Origin of the sequence: Acetomicrobium thermoterrenum DSM 13490 (assembly GCF_900107215.1) — a bacterium.
Classification (GTDB): domain Bacteria; phylum Synergistota; class Synergistia; order Synergistales; family Acetomicrobiaceae; genus Acetomicrobium; species Acetomicrobium thermoterrenum.
The window spans coordinates 15,929-34,523 of the sequence record NZ_FNPD01000010.1 but is presented as its reverse complement, the minus strand read 5'-3'; the positions used below and the strand labels follow the sequence as shown (position 1 = coordinate 34,523).

Below are 18,595 nucleotides of genomic sequence, written 5' to 3'. Positions count from 1 at the left end.
AAACGAAGACCCGTACCCTGGAGGATGATAGAATGGCAAATCCGGCTGAAACAACCAAAATTATACTCGTCCGACACGGAGAATGTGAAGGAAATGTAGAGGGTTTATTCAGAGGGCGAAGCGACTTTCCTTTAAACAAAAATGGAGTCAGACAAGCTCAATCTTTGGCAGAGGAGATCGCAAATTTGGAAAGGGTGGACTTCATATTCACAAGCCCCCTGAAAAGAGCCCTGGAAACCGCTCAAATAATTTCCCAAAGAATGGGTAATATACCCGTAACGGCACTGCAGGGCTTTACCAATATATCTCTTGGCCCTTGGGAAGGGAGAAAAAAGAAGGAGATAATGCAGGAATACCCAGAAGAATGGAGCCTGTGGATAAAATCTCCGGAACGCCTCAAACTTCCAAACGCCGAGAGCATTTCAGACGTACAAAAGAGAGCTTTCTCCACTTTGGAATTTTTGGTACAAAAGCACAGAGAAAAGACTTTATTAATCGTCAGCCATCGTGCCGTACTTAAACCTTTGATAGCAGCGTGTATTCAAATATCCGATCCCTATTTTTGGCGGATACACGTCGATACAGCTTCATACAGTATAATCGTACACGACGAAGCTAGAGGCTATTGCTTAACCCTGCTCAATCAAACGAAACATTTAGAAAACTTCACGAGCGAATGGGTGTAAACCTTTTATAAAAAATACACAGCAGGGAGGTCAAAATCGTGGAAACTTTAATGCTACCGGGAAACCGCAAGTTGAACCTGGGGGAAAGACCCATGATTATGGGCATCTTAAATTTGACTTTCGATTCTTTTTACCCCCAAAGCAGGATAGGAGACGATAAAGAGACCCTACTTCAAAGGGCGGAGAAAATGATAGAAGACGGAGCAGATATTTTAGACATCGGAGCAGAATCGACCCGCCCTGGAGCCGAACCTCTATCCCTCGAAGAGGAAATGAGAAGATTGATCCCCGGCGTAGAATGCCTCAGAAAAAACTTTCCCGAGGCAGTAATATCCGTCGACACCTATAAAGCTGCAGTAGCCGAGGCCGCCGTCGAGGCAGGAGCTGATATAATAAACGACATATCGGGACTATCCTTTGATTCCAACATGGCGGATACAATTGCCCGTCTTGGGGTTCCCGTAATAATAATGCACATAAAGGGCACGCCGAAGGACATGCAAAAAGACCCGAGATATGACGACGTAATAGGAGAAATAAAGGAATTTCTTGAGGATAAGATGGCATTGGCCGCAAAATCTGGGATAAAAAGAGAACAGATCGTCCTGGATCCCGGGTTGGGGTTCGGTAAAAGAAACGAGGATAATCTGTGCATATTGAAAAACATCAGGGAGTTCAGGTCTCTGGGAAGACCAATTTTAATAGGGCATTCGAGAAAGGGAACCATTAGTAAAGTATTGGGATGCAAGGGACCTGAGGAGGCGCTCTATGGCACTTTGGCTATTTCAGCATATTGTGCTTTAAATGGCGTAGAGATTCTTAGAGTTCATGATGTGCTGGAAAACAAACAAGTCGTTACCATGATAAGCGCCATTCAAAGGGCTTGATGGACATGGAAGCGGTAGGAATCGGCCTTGGCAGCAACATGGGAGATCGTTTGAACAACCTGCGCACGGCGGTACAGCTGCTTAAAAACGCTGGTTTTATAGTAAAAAAACAAAGCGATGTCTTCGAAACGCCCCCTTTTGGCGTAAAGGAACAACCATATTTTTTAAATGCATGCCTTCTGGCTGAAAGCGACATGGAGCCAAAAAAAATTCTACGACTTCTTAAAAGCATAGAGTTAAAGATGGGAAGGAAGCGACGGATGCGATGGGGGCCAAGGGAAATAGATCTTGATATTTTATTTATGGACAATTTGATCTATAGAGACGACGAATTGGCGATACCCCATCCGCGTCTTCAAGAAAGACCTTTCATAATAGTACCGTTATTTCAAATATGTCCCAAATGGAAGCATCCTTTGCTGGGAGTTACCGTAGAAGATCTTTATAGAAGCGTAAATATATCCGAGATCGTTAAAATAACGAACCTCTAATGCGAAGGGAGATTTTGCCGGTGAAAAAAGCACTTCTTTCTATTTTCGTTGTCTTTTTCTTCCTGTTCATGCCTTTGGCCGAAACTGGTGCTTGGGCACTTACCGTTACGACCGCAAAAAAGTGTCCTCTTTATTTAGTTGCTGACGTTAAAAACGGCGTAATCGCTCAAGCTCATCTTGGCACGCCGGCCGGTTCCTACCCAATTAAAACTATAGAGGGCTATCTCTTATCTCGCCATGAGATTTTCACCTTGAAAAACAAGGGGCAATCTCCAAGATATTTATGGAGGTTGCACTTCGTTAAAGGAGACAGCTCCAATGAAACGATGCAGCTATGGATAGCCTATCTTCCCAATGAGCAAATAATAGAGGTAGCAAGCGGCAAAACGATAAATAACGACTGGACCAGGATCGTCTCTAAGCTCCCTTTGCCCGAGGGCGTCTTTCTGTTTCCCTCCTACGATCCCTTAGCAGGGGAACAGGCATTGCCATGCGTTTTCACTATTATCCTATCGCAAAAGGGATTATCCTTCGCACCTATGCCTAAAGTTTACGAACAGATCATTCCTTTGGCCATAACGTTCGCTCAATCAAAGGACATATTCGAACAGGAGAAGGTTCAAAGGACGATCGGAATATTTACGCAGCTCGCCCAAGGCGAGAACGCCGATAATATAGCAAAAACCTTAAGCCTGAAGAAGGACTTCAAAATCACGTGGTAAACATAACTTCAAAAACTTCGAGCCCTATTTCTGCCTCTGCGATCGGAGGATTGAGCTTTGTGATCACCAAAGCTCAATCGCTTCACGATACCGTATTTGCCATCGCTGAATAGGGGATTTACCAGGGGTTATTGTTGAGTATAGAATAAATTCCGTCTTCCATGTAAAATTTCTTGCATGTACCTTTCGAGCAAGAGGAGGCTTTTAAATGTTCGACTTCATCAGCGCCATTCCTGCGGCCGGTTCTGTCATAAACGCCTTAGCCGTTATTGCGGGCAGCTTAATAGGATTAATTATCAAGAAAAGGTTGCCTGAGCGCATCACAATGGTAGCATTTCAAGTCATCGGGCTCTCTGTATTGGCCCTGGGGATTCAGATGACTTTGCAGAGCAAAAATGTCCTAATAATGATATTGAGCCTGCTTCTTGGAGCAATACTGGGAGAGGCTTTGGAATTGGAGGATAGGTTACAAAACGGGCTAAAGGGTCTTAGGACCAGGATGATAGAAAGGGGTTGGCAATTCGGAGGAGATCATCTGGTGGAAGGTTTTTTAACAGCCTTCCTGCTCTTCTGCATGGGATCGATGGCAATCTTGGGAGCCTTTGAAGAGGGCGTGGGGAAACCGCCCAACCTGCTTTTGGTAAAATCCATGATGGACCTGGTGTCCTCCATAGCGTTGGCATCTACTTTAGGGATTGGAGTACTCTTTTCAGCCATACCGCTACTGTTATATCAGGGAGGTTTAACGCTTGGCGCCTTTTATCTCAACAGCTTCATATCCAACGCTTTGATAGACGAAATAACGGCAGTGGGTGGGGTGCTGCTTTTGGGGTTAGGTTTTTCCCTGCTTCATTTAAAGCATTTCAAGGTATTTAATATGATACCTTCCCTGCTCTTAGTGGTAATATTTTCTCTTTTTTTGTAAAACATAAATTCTCGAAGTCATGTATAATATAGGCAAAGGTAAGATGGGAGGTGTCATCATGAGAAAATTTCGTTGCCTCGTTTGTAAACATGAATTTGAGACAGAAGACGTCCCCCCAGTAATGAAGTGTCCGAAATGTTACTCTCGCTTTGTGGAATTGGTAGAAGGGGAACCGCTTAAAGGCAAGCCTTGGAGCAGCAAGACCTTCAGCGTACGTTAGAGCCCTTTCAAGTGAATTCGGTTTTAACATAAAAGCAGTAGGGGTATTCTAATACCCCTACTGCTTTTATGTTATCACAACATTTCGGCAATTCGTCTTAGATTGTCCATTCCCCAGATGTCTTCATCGAGCAAATCGATTTCCGCCAATACCTTTTCTTTAAATTTACCGTGGATTTCCCTTATATACCTGTTTTGGACCTCCCTGCGCTTATTCATAAAGGCGCCCTCCGCCGCTTGCGGTATAACGCCATTTACGACAACACCTGCGACTTTTATGCCTGAATGCTCTAGATATTGTATGGCCCTTTCCGTCTCGAAGATGGGCAACCTCTCCGGCGTCAATACGAACACAAAAGCCGTCTGCCGGAAATCGCTTAAAATATTCCAAGCCTTTTCAAACATGTTCTTCCTATTTTGAAGTATTCGCAAAACAGGATCATCGTTTTTGACCCCCGAGGCTTTTTCCAAAAGCTTTACGGCATTTTTCCGCTTTTCGATCAGGCTATTGATCCATAGCCCTAAAAGCTTGGGCAAAGACAAAAGCCTTAGAGTATGTCCTGTCGGCGCGGTATCGAAGACCACCACGTCGAATTTTTTCTCCGAACTTTCCATTATCTCAAGGAATTTATCGAAAATCGCAGCCTCCTCGGAGCCTGGGGACATGTATGCAGCATCAATTTGTTTTTGAAGTGCCTCTATGACAACATTGCTTACGACGCCGGAAAGTTGTCGTTTTATGCCTTCGATGTACTTTTTAGCCTCTACTTCCGGGTCTATTTCGACGGCAAACAAGTTGTCAGAAAGTTGCGCTCCCTTAGGACCGATGGATGTGTCGTAGATGTCCGACAAGGAATGGGCCGGGTCTGTCGAAACGAGCAAAACCTTTTTTTTCATCTCCGAGGCTTTAAGAGAAAAGGCAGCGGCACAGGTAGTCTTACCAGTGCCGCCCTTGCCGCCAAAGAAAACATATTTTTTGTCGAATAAGGCAGCCATATTCAATAAAATTCACACCCTTCCGGTTGCTTAATATAACCCATATCGCTCACACGGAGCGAATCATTAACATCAGAAATCGAATTGAGCGGCCTTCTCCTCGAGCACCGTTCCTTTGATCGCCATCCGCTGTTGCCAGCCCTCTATTTCGTCAGCCAAATAGGGCAATAACTCTAAGGTGTAATAGGATGCAGGGTTGGGTATACCCAGGAGATCTCCGAATAGAAGCAGCATGAAGGCATCATTAGCTGCATATGCCTCTTTCATGACCATAGGGTGAGTCCTGTCGATGGGCCGCAACAAAGTGGCAAAGAAATCCTTCAAAAATGCCGAGGCTTTTTCGAACATCACCTTTCACCTCCCTTAGTAACTGAGCCGATAAATGAGGGGTCGAAGGAAGACCTCGAAGTCATCCCTTCGACCCCTCCATTTGCCTTTTATTTTCTACGCTTCCTGTCTTTTTCTCTTCCTCGAAAGCACGTTATAGCTCAATACGATCAGAACGATTGCCAGGACGAAAAGCAACCCCGCGAAGAATACTAATATGAAATTACCCTTTGCAATGTTGGATTGGACTAAAAAGACCAGGGCCGTCAGGGTAACGATAAACATAAAGATCATTGGGGCGATCAACATCTTGTTATTCATACCCTTGTTCGCCAGCCATGTAGCTACTGCCAGCAAGGCTACAGCAGCTAAAAGCTGGTTTGCCGATCCGAACATGGGCCAAATAACACTCCAACTTGTGAAGGCAAGATAAATCGAGATGCCTATGGTTATAACGGAAGCTACGTATCTGTTCGCCAAAAAGGACATTGGGGAAGAAGAACTGCCGCTACTGCTGGCTTCGGCCGTTGTAGTCTCCTGGAAAAACTCCTGGAAGGCAAACCTGCCGAGGCGGGCAGCGGTATCCAGGGTGGTCAGGGCAAAGGCCGACACGGCCAATGCCACGAAGGTTTTTCCTGCCGTAGCCTCAATGCCGAAACTGGTCATGAAAGTGGCCAGGCCCGTTGAAAATACGTTTACGGGACCGCCCTTCAACAGCGTAGCATAACCATCCGTCGTGAGGTAGACGGCCGAAAGTGTCGCCAAAATCGCCAATGCTCCCTCGATGAGCATGCCGCCGTAACCTATAACCTTTGCATCCCCCTCCTTATCAAGCTGTTTTGCCGTGGTACCTGAGGCCACCAGCGAATGGAACCCCGAGATGGCTCCACAGGCTATCGTTATAAAAAGCATAGGGAAAAGATACCCCTGAGCCGGATGTTTGAAGGTCGTTACCGCCGGCATGGCAATGGTCGGATGATACAAAATCACTCCTATAAAACCTCCCAATATCATGGCATAGAGCAGGAAGGAATTGAGGTAATCCCTTGGCTGAAGCAATATCCACACGGGCATGACCGAAGCACCTATGATATAGAAGGATATCAAAACCAGCCATGTCGTTTTGGTGAGCTTGATCGGAAAACTAAGCCCAAGCCATATGCAAAGGGCCAACACTGCTAGCCCAGCAAGAGTGCTCACCAGCAGGGGAGCGTTTCTCCTGTATATGGAAAATCCAAATACCATAGCCAGCGGTATGAACAAAAGCGACGCCGTAGCAGTCTGCGGTGTGGCCACAAAGGTATCTGCCACGATATTAGCAAAGGCAGCAATGATGAGGACCAGGGTAAGCCAGGAGAAGAGCAGAAAGAGCCTTTTGGCCCCTTTGCCAACGTTTGCATCGATGATACCTCCAATGGACAGTCCCTTATGCCTGATGGAAGCCATTAAAGATCCAAAATCGTGAACGGCTCCCATAAATATATTGCCGATGACTATCCAAATCGTGACCGGCAACCATCCAAAGACGGCGGCCAAAACGGGACCGTTGATGGGACCTGCTCCGGCTATCGAAGCAAAATGGTGACCCAGCAGCACCGGTGCCTTTGCGGGAACATAATCAACTCCGTCGTAAAGCTCATGGGCAGGGGTCTTCCCTTGAGGGTTCAAACCCCACTGCTTCGCTAGCCAACCGCCGTAAAATATGTAAGCCAAAATAAAAAGCACAAAGGTAACCAAAAGCAATAAAACACCACTCATATTACTTCACCTCCAAAACAGTATTTTTTCAAGGAAACCGCTCGATGCCGGTTTAACCTCAAAGTCTTCTTTCACTCCTTTGCCGCTGCCGTTACACCAAATCCTGCCGCTCGTCAAATCCACCAGTAAAAACCTCAATTCGCACCAACCCCTGAGGCCGAATCTGAAATAACGATTATGTTTTACTTTTTTTGAAAAGCTGATGACATCGCTAGCAGGCTTTTCGCTTAATATTACCACTAAGGTGAGAAAAGTGCACATATGATCGTCCCTTGGATTAACCCAAATATCATAGTGCGATGTAACCCAACTGCACAGCCCTTCTATCTCCCTTAAAAGAGGCCTGTCGTAACATTTAACCATCCTGTAATCGTGACTCTCGTAGGAATCGAGAGGAAAACCCAAGACAGTGCGTTCCGTCTTTACGTGGCACTCCGCATATAGATCAAAGGTCATCTTTTCTATTTTATAATCTTTGAAGACATCGAAATAATGCCTGTGTCTTTGCTCCAACATGGCTAAATAAGATACTTTATCCAAAGCCGAACACCTCTTGCCAACTCGCTGAAAGGTAGCGAAGGCGTCAATTATAAATTTTTATATATTCTACACCTAGATTATATAAGCAAGGTCATCTATTCTCCACCCCTTCGACAATCTATCGTAATATTTAAAGGTTTGCCAATTCGCTTATAATTAAAAACAGAGGTAAACTTCGAGAATAACGATTGGAGTCCTTCTGAGATGTTGTTAGTCGATATTGAGTTTTGCGATTTTCATGATCTGGACGATATTTATTCGATAGAAAAGGAGGCACACATCAACCCCTGGCCCTACGATGTCTTCGAAACCGATTTGAAATATAGAAGCAGTAGCATCTTTTACCTTGGGGCACGGTGGAGGGGAAAACTGTGCGGTTTTGGCGTATGCCGCCAGGAGGGGAGGGCTCTCAAAATAATGAACCTGGCAGTCCTCCCCGAGTTCAGGCGCCACAAGGTGGCCTCTCAGCTACTACTTGCCATGGGCGAAGTAGGGTTAGAGCTTGCCTGCAAAAAGGTACTCCTGGAGGTGAGGGTTACCAACCGTCCGGCCATAACGCTTTACGAGCAATTTGGATTCAAGAAATTGCGCGTCCTCTCCCGTTATTACGAAGACGGAGAGGACGCCTATCTAATGACTTCACCTCTTCCGTTTCCAGGGGTCAAAGCAGAGGAAAGTGTCGATGCATAAATGCGAAAAGGCGATCCGACCGTAAAAGGCCGGATCACCCAAGCGGACCACAGAAAATCCTATAGTGCCGCCTTTATTCCTGCGTTAATGGCCGATACAAGCCTTTCGATCCTGGCATCGTCCACGACAACATCGATGGGGAACATAACCGACCGCGTCAAAATTTCTTCGGTTTGAGTCCACTCGATAGGACGATACAAAGGCATGTCCTCGGCATAGGGACAATCGAAGGGACATCGCGTCCTGGAATAATATTTGCCCTCTCTGAGAGTAACCCAATGTTTGGCGTAATGCCATGTGTTGTCGGACAAAATAGAACAGCCCGCTCCTGCATCAATGCAGGCTTTTTTGAACCGCTTAGCAGCATCGCCGTCGGGCAAAATCAGCACCAGATGGGAAGCGATCTCGCCGTCACGATCGGGAAGATCCCGCAAAGAAACCCCTTCGACGTCGCCAATGGCTTCCAATATCTTTCTCTTATTCTTTTTCTGGGATTCGATGGCGAGATCGAGCTTCGAAAGCTGAACCAATCCCAAGGCCCCCTGGAGCTCGCTCATCCTGAAGTTGAACCCGAGACAGGCCTTCCCCTCGGCTCCCCTTTCTATGCTCGCATTATGAATGTGGCCATGGTCATGATAATACTCCATCTTTTTGTAAAGCTCTTCGTCGTCGGTGAAGATCATTCCGCCTTCGCCGACGGTAATCACCTTATAGGGATCGAAGCTGAATGCACCCCACATCCCCAAACCTCCGCAGGCTTTTCCTTTATACTTAGCCCCCACTGCCTGACAGGCATCTTCTATCAGGTAAAGACCGTGAAGATCGCAAATTTCCCTGAAGGCATCCATATCGGCAGCCGCACCGAACATGTGTACGGGCATTATGGCCTTAGTCCTATCGGTGATCAGGCTTTCCACGGATGTGGGATCCAAGTTCAGGCTCTCATCTATATCGCCCAAAACAGGGACGGCGCCGCACTCCAAAATGGCTTCGATGCTGGCTATGAACGTAAAGGCACTGGTTATTATTTCATCACCCGGCCCTATCCCCAATGCCTTAAGCCCCACATATAAAGCTGCTGAACCGCTACTTACTCCCAAAGCGTATTTAGCTCCAACGCGTTTAGCAAAAGCATCCTCAAATTCGGCCACCCTGTAAATCCCTTCTCTGACGCCCTGAAAGGAATACCTATGGACCACTTTTCTTTTAATTACGTCAGCCAGAGCGTCTATTTCCTTCTGATCGAACAGCTCAAAACCCGGCATTACTTCATCGCCTCCTCATAAATTTTGATACAAAGATCCTTGTCGAAAACTCTTGGATTATTCTCCATTGGCCTGCTGACTGCTAAAGCTTTTTCTGCCATCTCAGGAAAATGTTTTTCTGTGATGCCCACGCCGAGAGACTCTAAAGTTGTAGGCAGCTCTAAATCCTCGAGCAGTTCCTCCAGGGCCTCCGCACAAAGCAAGGCACCATCCCTTGGATTAATATTGGCTTCTTCGTCAATGTATCCCAACCATCTCAGAACGTCAGTGTAACGCTCGGGACAGCACAAGGCATTGGCCCGTACCACATGGGGGATTAACAGGGCGTTTGCCACTCCATGCCCGACCCCAAACATCCCCCCCAAGGGATACGAAAGGGAATGGCAGGCCCCCACCCCCGCATGGACCAAGGCCAATCCTGCCATATAGGCTGCGTATTGCATCTGGCTTCTAGCCTCCAGGTTTCTGCCATTCCAGGTGGCCACCCTGATCCATTTTCCTATTCTTCTTAGGGCTTCTTCGGCGAACATGTCGCTGAACCAAGTCGCATACCTGCTGGTATAGGCTTCCAAAGCATGTATGAGGGCGTCCATCCCAGAGGAGGCTGTAACTTTTGGAGGTGCCGTCACCGTGAGCTCGGGGTCCAATATGGCGTAATCGGCAAACAATTTTTCGTCGTTGATGCCGCCTTTGAAACCGTCGCTTTTTCTGATCAAAACGGCGGTGAAAGTCACTTCCGAACCAGTACCTGCAGTGGTAGGTATCATTACCTTTAAAACACCGGGCTTTTTGACCAGTCCCAAGCCCTGGTAGTTGGCAGCCGACCCTTCATTCGTTAAAAGGATGCTTACGGCCTTTGCCACGTCCAAACAGCTTCCTCCCCCCAAACCCACCACAGCCTGGGCGCCAAATTTTTTGGCCAAGGAAGCAGCTTCGTCGGTAGTTTCGACAGACGGCTCAGGTTCCACCGAATCGAAAATTACCGTATCTACCCCTCTGGCTGTAAGAATTTGCTCGACCTTTTTCGCCGTACCGTGCTTCGCCAAATTCTTATCCGTGACTATAATGGCCTTTTTCATGCCATCCCCCATCAAATTCCCTACCTTAGAAACGCTGCCGATTCCAAAAAACGCCTTTCCCGGAACGAACATCTCAAAAGACAAAGTAACCCCTCCTGTTAATGCGTTAAATTCTACCTTTCAAGCAATCCAGTATCTCTTTTATAGCAAGTCCAGCTGCTCCGCCCAAGCTCTCCGCATATTCAACGGCTCTTTTCCTGCTTTCGGTCTTCATTTTCAGGGAACTCAGCCATAAGCGAGCCAAACTTGCGCTGTCTTCCACCACTTGAGCAATACCGATCTTGCCGAGCTCAGAGGCGTGCATCGAAAAATCCTCCATGTGGGGGCCAAAGGCTATGGGCACGCCAAAACAGGCCGGCTCGAGCACGTTTTGACCTCCTTTAGGAACCAAACTCCCGCCGACGAAGGCCGCATCGGCCAAAGAATAAAGCTCGAACAAAAGACCGACTTCGTCGATCACCAAAATGTCCCAATTTTCCTTCAATCCGGAATATAATGATACTCCGAATTTTTCGCCGATCAAAGCGCATACATCACGAGCTCTCTCGGGGTGCCTGGGCACCAAGATCAGCTTGGCTTTTGGAAATTGTTTTTTCACCAAATCAAAAGCCTCGAGGACAACGGCTTCTTCCCCATTATGGGTGCTACCGGCTATCAGACACTGTTCTTCCTCACTTATATGCAATTTATCCCTTAAGGCGCCGGAGTCGACCCTATCACGCCTTAAAAGCAAGGCATCAATTTTAACGTCGCCGATGATCTTTATTTTATCCGGACTAACGCCCAAATAGTAGAGTTTATCGGCGTCATCGGAGGAACGGACCAATATCCTGGAAAAACACTCGAGGGTCTCTTTCCAAAACTCGCGGGATCTGCAGGCCTTCTTAAAGGACCGCTCCGAAAACCTGCCGTTTACCAAAAAAGAGGGTATCTCCCTTTTTTTTAACTCATGAAGCAGACAAGGCCATATCTCCGTCTCCAGCCCCACATAAATCCTGGGAGTGAGGTCATCGAGAAAACGCCTTATAATCCAAGGCACATCCCAGGGAAAATAAAAATGCCCGTCTACGAGCTCCGAAAGCAGCTTTTCGGCCATCTTTTTTCCCGTACAAGTCACGGTTGATAAGAATATAGGAAGAGAGCAGCCGCCTTTTCGGGCCTCATATATGAGAGGGAAGGCAGCCTGAACTTCCCCTACGGAAACGCCGTGAACCCAAATTGGGCTGTCCTTTGTATTATTAAATTGCCCTTTTGCAAGCTTGCCTATTCTCTGATGAAACCCCTCTCTATAACGTATTCTCAAATAGGGGAAAAGCCCCAAATAGGCAAGGCTGATCAACAAAGAATAGGACTTCAGGTTCAGTTAAGCCACCCCCGCCTTGAGCATATCGTGTAGATGCACCATGCCTATGGGCAATCCATCTTTTTCCACTATCAAGACGCTAACTTCATGTTTTTCCATTAGAAGGACGCCTTTGGCGGCAAGCTCGTCAGCGTCTATGGTCTTAGGATTTTTCGTCATCACCTCTGCAATGGGAAGAGAAAGGACGCCACCCTCTCCTCGATCCTCTATTAATCTGCGCAGGTCGCCATCTGTAAATATCCCCTTCAGCTTGCCCTCATCGTCCACGACAACCGTAGCCCCATATCCTTTGCTTGTTATCTCGAAGAGAGCCTCTCTCACCGTGGCCCTATGGGATACTGAGGGAAGTTTATCCTCACTGCCCATGACATCTCTTACCTTTAAAAGCAGTTTTTTCCCTAGGGAACCTCCCGGATGAAAAAGCGCAAAATCCTCTCTTTTCAGCTTTCTCAAGTCCGCGACCATAACTGCAAGAGCATCTCCGATGGCAAGCTGAACCACGGCGCTGCTGGTAGGAGCCAATCCCAGCGGATCGGCCTCCCTTTCCACGCTCGCATCAATAACGAGATCCGCCTCTTTTCCCAGCCTAGATGAAACGTTGCCGGTTATCGCTATTATGGGAATACCGAATCGCTTAAAATAGGGAACCACTTCCAGCACCTCGTTGGTTTGCCCGCTGTTGCTCAAAAAAATCCCTACATCGCCACGGCATACCATTCCCAGATCTCCGTGCACCCCTTCCGTGGCATGAAGGAAGATGGAGGGCGTACCTAGAGATGCAAAGGTGGCGGCAATCTTTTTGGCTATGATGCCCGACTTTCCCAGGCCGCATACCACAACGCGACCCTTGCAGTCAAATATCAACTTCGCCGCCTCTATGATTTCCCTCCCGAGACGCGATGACGCATTGGTCAATTCCTTCGCTTCCTGCTTTAATACCCTTTTGCCGACCTCGAGCAACTCTTCGTCCTCTCGAGACAAGGTAAGCTCTCTGTTGTCTTTATATATCGCCTTTTCCATATCGGTTACGCCTCCTCGATCTCGACACAACCCAGCTTGTTTTTGACCAAGTCGTCAAGGGCAATCAATTCCTCGAGAAGCCCCCTCAAATTCGAAAGAGCCACCATGTTCGGGCCATCGCTTTTAGCGTTGTCGGGGTCGGGATGGACCTCCATGAAAAGAGCATCTATGCCCACCGATACCGCGGCACGCGAAAGAGGTAAGACGAACTGTCTCTTCCCGCCGCTGGAGGCTCCCTGACCGCCTGGCATCTGAACGCTGTGGGTGGCATCGAACATCACGGGGCAACCGAAGGAACGCATTATGGAAAGAGAACGAAAATCCACTACCAGCTGCTTATATCCGAAGGTGGTGCCTCTTTCGCACAAAATAACCTGATCGTTGCCCGATTCCTTCGCCTTTTCAAGAACAAAACGCATATCATAGGGGCTCAAAAATTGTGCCTTTTTGATGTTCAGGGGTTTGCCCGTTTTGGCAGCCGACATTATCAGGTCGGTCTGCCTGCAGAGAAAGGCGGGGATCTGAATGATGTCAACGACGCTTGAAACCATATCGGCCTGGTTCGGCTCGTGAATGTCGGTGAGGACGGGAACCCCCACTTTAGTTTTGACCTCTTCCAACCACCGCAGACCCACCTCCAGCCCGGGACCGCGAAAGGAATATATAGAAGTGCGATTCGCCTTATCGAAAGAAGATTTGAATATATAACCCAGGCCCAAACCGTCACATATTTTCTTCACTTCGCAGGCGACTTCAAGAGCCAGCTCCAAGCTCTCCAGCACACAAGGGCCGGCAACCAAAACAAACCGCCCCTCCCCTATTGTCATGCCGTCAATTGTTATTTTTTTAACCAAGGCAGATCATCTCCATGTTCTCTTAAATATCTCTCGAAGGCTGAAACATCATCGGGCGTATCTATCTCTATGGTGTCTCTCTCGGTCTCAAGGCACAAAATATCGTAGCCCCTCTCCAAAATGCGCAACATCTCCAAGCTCTCGATCCTCTCCAGGGGAGTCTGGGGCCACGAATCGAATTCAAGCAGAAAACTTTTCCTGTAACAATAAGGGCCAATATGTTTATAATACGTCGCTCCCTTGTTCCTCTCGTAAGGAATGGGAGATCTACTGAAGTAAAGGGCACGCCACCTTTGGTCGAATACCACCTTGACGATATTGGGGTTTGGAATTTCCTCTTCCTTCTCAATCCGTTTCACTAGGAGGGCAATATCTATTTCTTCTGATTTACCGAGTGCCGCTATCAAGGGGTCGATCATATCAGGACCTACCATAGGGTCATCTACTTGCACATTTAAAACTATATCGGCATCTCTTTCTCTTGCAACCCAGGCTGTCCTGTTGCTTCCAGAGGGCAGATCCAAGGGGGTCATCACCGCCTCATAGCCTTCCTCTATGGCGTAATCGGCAATCTCCTTATGATCGGTAGCAACTACTATCTCGTCTACATTACATGCCGACAGTCCCTTTAACACCCAGTAAAGTAAAGGTTTGCCGCAAATATTTACGAGGGGCTTGCATGGCAATCGAGTGCTGCCGTATCTTGCTGGGACTACCGCTAAAACATCTTTATTCAACGCCTGATTTAACCTCCTTCTTTTCGAGCGTTTCATGATAACCGTGAAATCTGCTTCGCAGGGCGCAATATAGGTCATGCCTATGTTTCCATCCTAACTCGAATAGGACGTATCTCGATATTTCCTCTATCGCACCCGGTTTGCCCATTCTCAACTTTCCTGCCGAAGACATGGCTTCGTATCTTTCCCTATCCCTAAGAATCGATATTGCTTCGTAAGCAAGGGTTTTGGGATCCCTTTTAAGGAGGACTTCCGCCTCTCCCAAGAGCCTTTTTTGGACCCTTTTTCCCTTGTCATCGATGGAAACGACGGGAACGCCCAATCCCGCACACACCTGATTGGCCGTGCCGCCCAAACCGAGCAGTATGTCAGCTCTTCTGGCAGCAGCCGGAACGGGACAAAAGGATACGAGGACTTCCATTTCCCCCTTTTTTACAAATCCATTTTCCAATGAATAACCGTCAAGACTCGACGCCATCCTGTCCCACTCGATGCTTGGAGCTATAACCATTAAAAAATTTGCTCTTACTTGTTCCCTTATCAACTCTGCAGCATTTAATAACAACCTTACATCTCTATAGGCGTTCTGTCTGCTTCCAGGCAATAGAAGCACCCGGTATCCCTCGGCCTTAGGCCAAGGATCTTCTAAGGTCCAATTATTATTATCACTTGCCAGATCCATTATTGGATTTCCCGAGTAAACGGCATTGACGGAGCTTTTTTTCAGTTCGCGGGCAGTATGTTCGTCCCTCGTCCAAACTATCCTGGACTTCTTTTTTAAGATCAACTTCTCTATAAAGAAATGACCTCTTAAATAGACGGTCTTGGCCGTCGCCAAAAGCATGGGCGGAATTCCCTGGCCATACAAAGCGTGCAGTAAAAGATATACATCGCCAACACAGAGGGGGGTCCTGATCTTCCCCCTCAGCCTGCCCCAGGCATCCAGCTGTCTTTTGACGTGGCCGAGCAATCCTGCTCTTATGTCCCTCAAGAGCTCGAGGAAGCTGTATTTGATGACCCCACCGCTTGGAGTATCAAGCGGTGGGGGATAGATCTCTATGCCGGAATCCTGAAAAGGCTTGCCTTTGCCTACCAGGGGAAAAGCATATATTTTCGCTTCAGGCAGGTCCTTTTTGATCCGCTCGATCAACATACAGGCCATGGAATCTTCGCCATGTCCGTTGGAAGATACCACTATCTTAGGTCGTAACGTTTCTACAAGGCTTTCAAAGAAACTTCTCTCCTCGCCCATGGCAGTCACCACGCTTGGAATGAGGATCGGAAAGCCCATATCGAAACCTCCTGGAAGGTTATAGACGTCCTTTTCGGTGCATATGGCAGCTTTAGCTCCCAAAGCGCCACAATAGTTCTTTATGTCGATTAGATCTTTCCCAGAGTACAGGTGATGATCTCTGTAACGCAATTCCCCCCTGACATCCAACCCCATCTTTTCGACAAAGCTGCGAAAGCTTGGCGGGTTTCCGATGGCAGAAAATATTACTACAGGAGTCCCCGAAGTCAAGGGTTCTGCATCGATCAGCCTGCTTCCATCCCATCGTTTCCACTTTTCAAGTGCCAGCCTAGATGTAAAAATCGGCTTGTCCGGGACATATTTACGCACCTCTTCTATCAAGGCATCCAGCTTTTCAGCCTTAACCTGATCGGCCTTGGTTATTACTAAAATGTGGGCTCTTTTTAGGTTTTCCGGCGATTCCCTCAAAATACCGGCAGGAAAGAGCTTCCCGTTGCCAAAAGGACAGGTTGCATCGACTAAAACAACATCCGCATCTCGCACCATTCGCCTGTGTTGAAAGGTATCGTCGGATATAACAATGTCGACGTTACCCTCGGATGACAGCTTTTCCAGGGCCGCAAGCCTGTCCAACGAAACTGACACGGGAACGCCGGGCAACCTGGAAGAAAGAAGCAGGGATTCGTCGCCCACTTCGTTACGATCCCCTTTGCCGTTCATTATGAGGACAGGAGCTTTGCCTTTTTGTTTTCCGCCATAACCTCTGGTAATGATCCCTGGACGTAACCCCAATCCCATGAATTTTCTTGCAAGCATCTCCACGAAGGGGGTCTTATTGGTACCTCCCATAGTTATATTACCGACGCTTATAACCGGCAGAGGCGGTTCGTGTGAGCTTCTGAATCCATGATCAAAGGAGAAATTGCGAAAGACCACCCCAAGGCTGTATATGTATCCCAAGGGGGTAAAAATAAGGCCGAAGAGGAAGTTTTTGGCCCTCCCCCTCGTATACTCCAAATATTTATTGAGAAATCCTTTCATTTTAATCACCATGTGCAATAGGAAATTTTTCTTTTCATGAAACCCTCGGCCAAACGCGGAAGATATCGTTCATTATATCACCCAAGAGGCCAAAATTATGCTATAACATAAGGGAACAAAATCTCAAAAGTGGGGGATTTTGATTTGGAAACGGCACTTGTTGCTTTAGGCGGTATAGCTCTGTTTTTATACGGAATGTCGAAAATGGGGGAAGGGCTGCAAAAGATAGCGGCGGATCGCTTGAGAAGGTTTCTCGAGAAGCTTACATCGAATCGATTCTCGGGCGTGATCGTAGGTATAATAGTTACCGCTATAATTCAATCCTCCAGCGCCACTTCGGTCATGTGTGTAAGTTTTGTAAACGCAGGGATAATGAGGCTCGAACAGGCGATTGGAGTTATAATGGGCGCCAACATAGGTACCACCGTAACAGCACAAATGGTAGCCTTTAAGCTCGAAAGAACTGCCCTGCCTGCAATAGCTCTTGGAATGGCTCTGATGCTTTTGGGAAAGAGAAAGAGCATAAAAGAAGGATGGGCCGATTGTTTTCTCGGATTCGGCCTATTATTTTTGGGCCTCTCCATCGCCGGCGATGCCATGTCGTCCCTCCAGTCCTACGCGCCTTTCGTCAATTTTCTGTGCATCGGACAAACCCACCCCCTAATCGGCATAATTGCCGGGGCGGCTTTGACAACACTATTACAGTCTTCCTCTGCGATGACCGGCCTTCTGGTAGCATTGGCTGCAAGAAACGTCGTAGACATAAGCGCTGCACTGCCCATGGTACTCGGCGCTAACATCGGCACTACTTCAACTGCCCTGCTGGCATCCATCAATACTTCCTTAGCCGCAAGAAGGACGGCCTACGCCCACCTGCTCTTCAACGTCATTGGGGTGCTGATTTTCCTGCCCTTTCTGAAGCCTCTTGAAAGTGCAGTTGTACGCTCCGGGTTCGATGCTGCAAGGCAAATAGCCAACGCTCACACCATATTTAACGTTACGACCACTCTTGTATTGCTCCCCTTTGCCCCTCGATTTATCGCCTTAGTATGCAGGCTAGTCAAGGGATCGGAGATGACTATAGAGCATGGGCCAAAATATCTGGATGCGAAGCTGGTCTCCGTTCCCTTCATGGCTGTCGTACAGACCCAAAAAGAAGTCGTGAGAATGGCAAACCTGTGCCTCGATAACCTGGAAACGGCCATCGCCATATTTAGAGGAGATCCCAAAGCAGATCGAAAGCGCTTCAACAACATCGAGGAAGTAATCGATGAGATCGAAGAGGCCATAAGTTACTACGTCGCGAAGATATTTCAACAGGATGTTAACAGTGCGCAAGCGAAAATCCTCACTTCAGCAATAAGCATATCCGCCGACCTAGAACGGATCGGCGATCACGCCACAGCCATAGTAGAGCTCGCCGACTATCGCGAGAAACACAACCTCCCCTTTTCGCAACAAGCGGTAGAGGAGCTAGACGAGATGATGAACAAAGCTGTCGAATCCGTGAAAACAGTGGTCGAAGCCCTTGAGAAGGACGACAAGCAAAAGGCGGCCAGCATCATTGCCATGGACGACGTACTCGATGATTTGGAACGAACGCTCCGCGCAGGACACATAAAGAGATTGAACCAAGGAATATGTTATCCCGCCTCGGGCGTCGTATTTCTTGACATGCTAAGCCACCTAGAGAGAATAGGAGACCATGCGGTTAACATTGCAGGAGAAATAATGGCTTCCTAA

Annotated in this window: 19 protein-coding genes; 8 read left to right on the top strand and 11 right to left on the bottom strand. The window is 47.6% G+C overall.

Annotated features, from left to right (window positions below; translation table 11 throughout):
• The first annotated feature begins 32 nt into the window (after positions 1 to 32).
• The 6 genes from BLU12_RS08290 (at position 33) to BLU12_RS08265 (ending at position 3,931) form a co-directional block, all read left to right on the top strand.
• Positions 33 to 686: a histidine phosphatase family protein gene (locus BLU12_RS08290; protein ID WP_091461969.1), complete on the top strand. Its 654-nt coding sequence runs from the start codon at positions 33 to 35 to the stop codon at positions 684 to 686.
• 38 nt (positions 687 to 724) lie between these two features.
• The gene (folP, locus tag BLU12_RS08285; RefSeq protein WP_234945576.1) at positions 725 to 1,573 is read left to right on the top strand and encodes a dihydropteroate synthase; all 849 of its coding nucleotides are present in this window, start codon (positions 725 to 727) and stop codon (positions 1,571 to 1,573) included.
• Between the two features lie 5 nt (positions 1,574 to 1,578).
• Positions 1,579 to 2,064 (top strand): 2-amino-4-hydroxy-6-hydroxymethyldihydropteridine diphosphokinase, encoded by a 486-nt coding sequence (folK, locus tag BLU12_RS08280; protein ID WP_234945575.1) that lies wholly within the window; start codon positions 1,579 to 1,581, stop codon positions 2,062 to 2,064.
• Between the two features lie 20 nt (positions 2,065 to 2,084).
• Positions 2,085 to 2,786, top strand: a complete 702-nt coding sequence (locus BLU12_RS08275; RefSeq protein ID WP_091461965.1) for a hypothetical protein — start codon at positions 2,085 to 2,087, stop codon at positions 2,784 to 2,786.
• A 208-nt stretch (positions 2,787 to 2,994) separates the two neighbouring features.
• Positions 2,995 to 3,711: a DUF554 domain-containing protein gene (locus tag BLU12_RS08270; protein ID WP_009201621.1), complete on the top strand. Its 717-nt coding sequence runs from the start codon at positions 2,995 to 2,997 to the stop codon at positions 3,709 to 3,711.
• Between the two features lie 58 nt (positions 3,712 to 3,769).
• Positions 3,770 to 3,931, top strand: coding sequence for a hydrogenase expression protein HypA/HybF (locus BLU12_RS08265; RefSeq protein ID WP_040348203.1), 162 nt, complete (start codon positions 3,770 to 3,772; stop codon positions 3,929 to 3,931).
• A gap of 74 nt (positions 3,932 to 4,005) precedes the next feature.
• Here BLU12_RS08265 and BLU12_RS08260 read toward each other — a convergent pair whose 3' ends face one another.
• The 4 genes from BLU12_RS08260 to BLU12_RS08245 form a co-directional block, all read right to left on the bottom strand.
• Positions 4,006 to 4,926: an ArsA family ATPase gene (locus BLU12_RS08260; protein WP_091462052.1), complete on the bottom strand. Its 921-nt coding sequence runs from the start codon at positions 4,924 to 4,926 to the stop codon at positions 4,006 to 4,008.
• Between the two features lie 72 nt (positions 4,927 to 4,998).
• Positions 4,999 to 5,274 (bottom strand): hypothetical protein, encoded by a 276-nt coding sequence (locus BLU12_RS08255; RefSeq protein ID WP_009201624.1) that lies wholly within the window; start codon positions 5,272 to 5,274, stop codon positions 4,999 to 5,001.
• A gap of 96 nt (positions 5,275 to 5,370) precedes the next feature.
• The gene (locus tag BLU12_RS08250) at positions 5,371 to 7,011 is read right to left on the bottom strand and encodes a carbon starvation CstA family protein (protein ID WP_091461963.1); all 1,641 of its coding nucleotides are present in this window, start codon (positions 7,009 to 7,011) and stop codon (positions 5,371 to 5,373) included.
• A gap of 6 nt (positions 7,012 to 7,017) precedes the next feature.
• Positions 7,018 to 7,551 carry a hypothetical protein gene (locus BLU12_RS08245; RefSeq protein ID WP_234945574.1) on the bottom strand — a complete coding sequence of 178 codons (534 nt, stop codon included), beginning with the start codon at positions 7,549 to 7,551 and terminating at the stop codon, positions 7,018 to 7,020.
• A gap of 204 nt (positions 7,552 to 7,755) precedes the next feature.
• Here BLU12_RS08245 and rimI point away from each other — a divergent pair, with 204 nt between their 5' ends.
• Positions 7,756 to 8,241, top strand: a complete 486-nt coding sequence (gene rimI / locus BLU12_RS08240) for a ribosomal protein S18-alanine N-acetyltransferase (protein ID WP_091461961.1) — start codon at positions 7,756 to 7,758, stop codon at positions 8,239 to 8,241.
• Positions 8,242 to 8,300: 59 nt separating this feature from the next.
• Here rimI and BLU12_RS08235 read toward each other — a convergent pair whose 3' ends face one another.
• From BLU12_RS08235 to lpxK, 7 genes are read right to left on the bottom strand one after another with little or no spacing between them, the layout of a single operon-like run.
• Complete coding sequence (locus tag BLU12_RS08235; protein WP_091461960.1) at positions 8,301 to 9,506, bottom strand: DegT/DnrJ/EryC1/StrS family aminotransferase; 1,206 nt, start codon at positions 9,504 to 9,506, stop codon at positions 8,301 to 8,303.
• Positions 9,506 to 10,669 (bottom strand): iron-containing alcohol dehydrogenase family protein, encoded by a 1,164-nt coding sequence (locus BLU12_RS08230; protein WP_234945573.1) that lies wholly within the window; start codon positions 10,667 to 10,669, stop codon positions 9,506 to 9,508. Before BLU12_RS08230 ends, BLU12_RS08235 begins: the two co-directional genes overlap by 1 nt.
• Positions 10,670 to 10,691: 22 nt before the next feature.
• Entirely contained in the window at positions 10,692 to 11,927 is a 1,236-nt protein-coding gene (locus BLU12_RS08225) for a 3-deoxy-D-manno-octulosonic acid transferase (RefSeq protein ID WP_234945572.1), read from the bottom strand.
• A gap of 21 nt (positions 11,928 to 11,948) precedes the next feature.
• Complete coding sequence (locus BLU12_RS08220; protein WP_091461958.1) at positions 11,949 to 12,968, bottom strand: KpsF/GutQ family sugar-phosphate isomerase; 1,020 nt, start codon at positions 12,966 to 12,968, stop codon at positions 11,949 to 11,951.
• A 5-nt stretch (positions 12,969 to 12,973) separates the two neighbouring features.
• Complete coding sequence (gene kdsA, locus BLU12_RS08215; RefSeq protein WP_200778741.1) at positions 12,974 to 13,822, bottom strand: 3-deoxy-8-phosphooctulonate synthase; 849 nt, start codon at positions 13,820 to 13,822, stop codon at positions 12,974 to 12,976.
• Positions 13,807 to 14,559: a 3-deoxy-manno-octulosonate cytidylyltransferase gene (gene kdsB / locus BLU12_RS08210; RefSeq protein ID WP_091461956.1), complete on the bottom strand. Its 753-nt coding sequence runs from the start codon at positions 14,557 to 14,559 to the stop codon at positions 13,807 to 13,809. Before kdsB ends, kdsA begins: the two co-directional genes overlap by 16 nt.
• Positions 14,552 to 16,828 carry a tetraacyldisaccharide 4'-kinase gene (gene lpxK / locus BLU12_RS08205; RefSeq protein WP_234945571.1) on the bottom strand — a complete coding sequence of 759 codons (2,277 nt, stop codon included), beginning with the start codon at positions 16,826 to 16,828 and terminating at the stop codon, positions 14,552 to 14,554. Before lpxK ends, kdsB begins: the two co-directional genes overlap by 8 nt.
• A gap of 168 nt (positions 16,829 to 16,996) precedes the next feature.
• On the opposite strand from lpxK, the gene BLU12_RS08200 reads away from it, so the two are divergent.
• A complete protein-coding gene (locus BLU12_RS08200) occupies positions 16,997 to 18,595 on the top strand; it encodes a Na/Pi cotransporter family protein (protein ID WP_091461954.1) in 1,599 nt (532 codons plus the stop codon).

Coding starts and splice junctions, on each gene's coding strand:
- BLU12_RS08260 (WP_091462052.1), bottom strand. CDS start 4,926: ATGGCTGCCTTATTCGACAAAAAATATGTTTTCTTTGGCGGCAAGGGC.
- BLU12_RS08255 (WP_009201624.1), bottom strand. CDS start 5,274: ATGTTCGAAAAAGCCTCGGCATTTTTGAAGGATTTCTTTGCCACTTTG.
- BLU12_RS08250 (WP_091461963.1), bottom strand. CDS start 7,011: ATGAGTGGTGTTTTATTGCTTTTGGTTACCTTTGTGCTTTTTATTTTG.
- rimI (WP_091461961.1), top strand. CDS start 7,756: ATGTTGTTAGTCGATATTGAGTTTTGCGATTTTCATGATCTGGACGAT.
- BLU12_RS08270 (WP_009201621.1), top strand. CDS start 2,995: ATGTTCGACTTCATCAGCGCCATTCCTGCGGCCGGTTCTGTCATAAAC.
- BLU12_RS08235 (WP_091461960.1), bottom strand. CDS start 9,506: ATGCCGGGTTTTGAGCTGTTCGATCAGAAGGAAATAGACGCTCTGGCT.
- BLU12_RS08290 (WP_091461969.1), top strand. CDS start 33: ATGGCAAATCCGGCTGAAACAACCAAAATTATACTCGTCCGACACGGA.
- folK (WP_234945575.1), top strand. CDS start 1,579: ATGGAAGCGGTAGGAATCGGCCTTGGCAGCAACATGGGAGATCGTTTG.
- BLU12_RS08220 (WP_091461958.1), bottom strand. CDS start 12,968: ATGGAAAAGGCGATATATAAAGACAACAGAGAGCTTACCTTGTCTCGA.
- BLU12_RS08265 (WP_040348203.1), top strand. CDS start 3,770: ATGAGAAAATTTCGTTGCCTCGTTTGTAAACATGAATTTGAGACAGAA.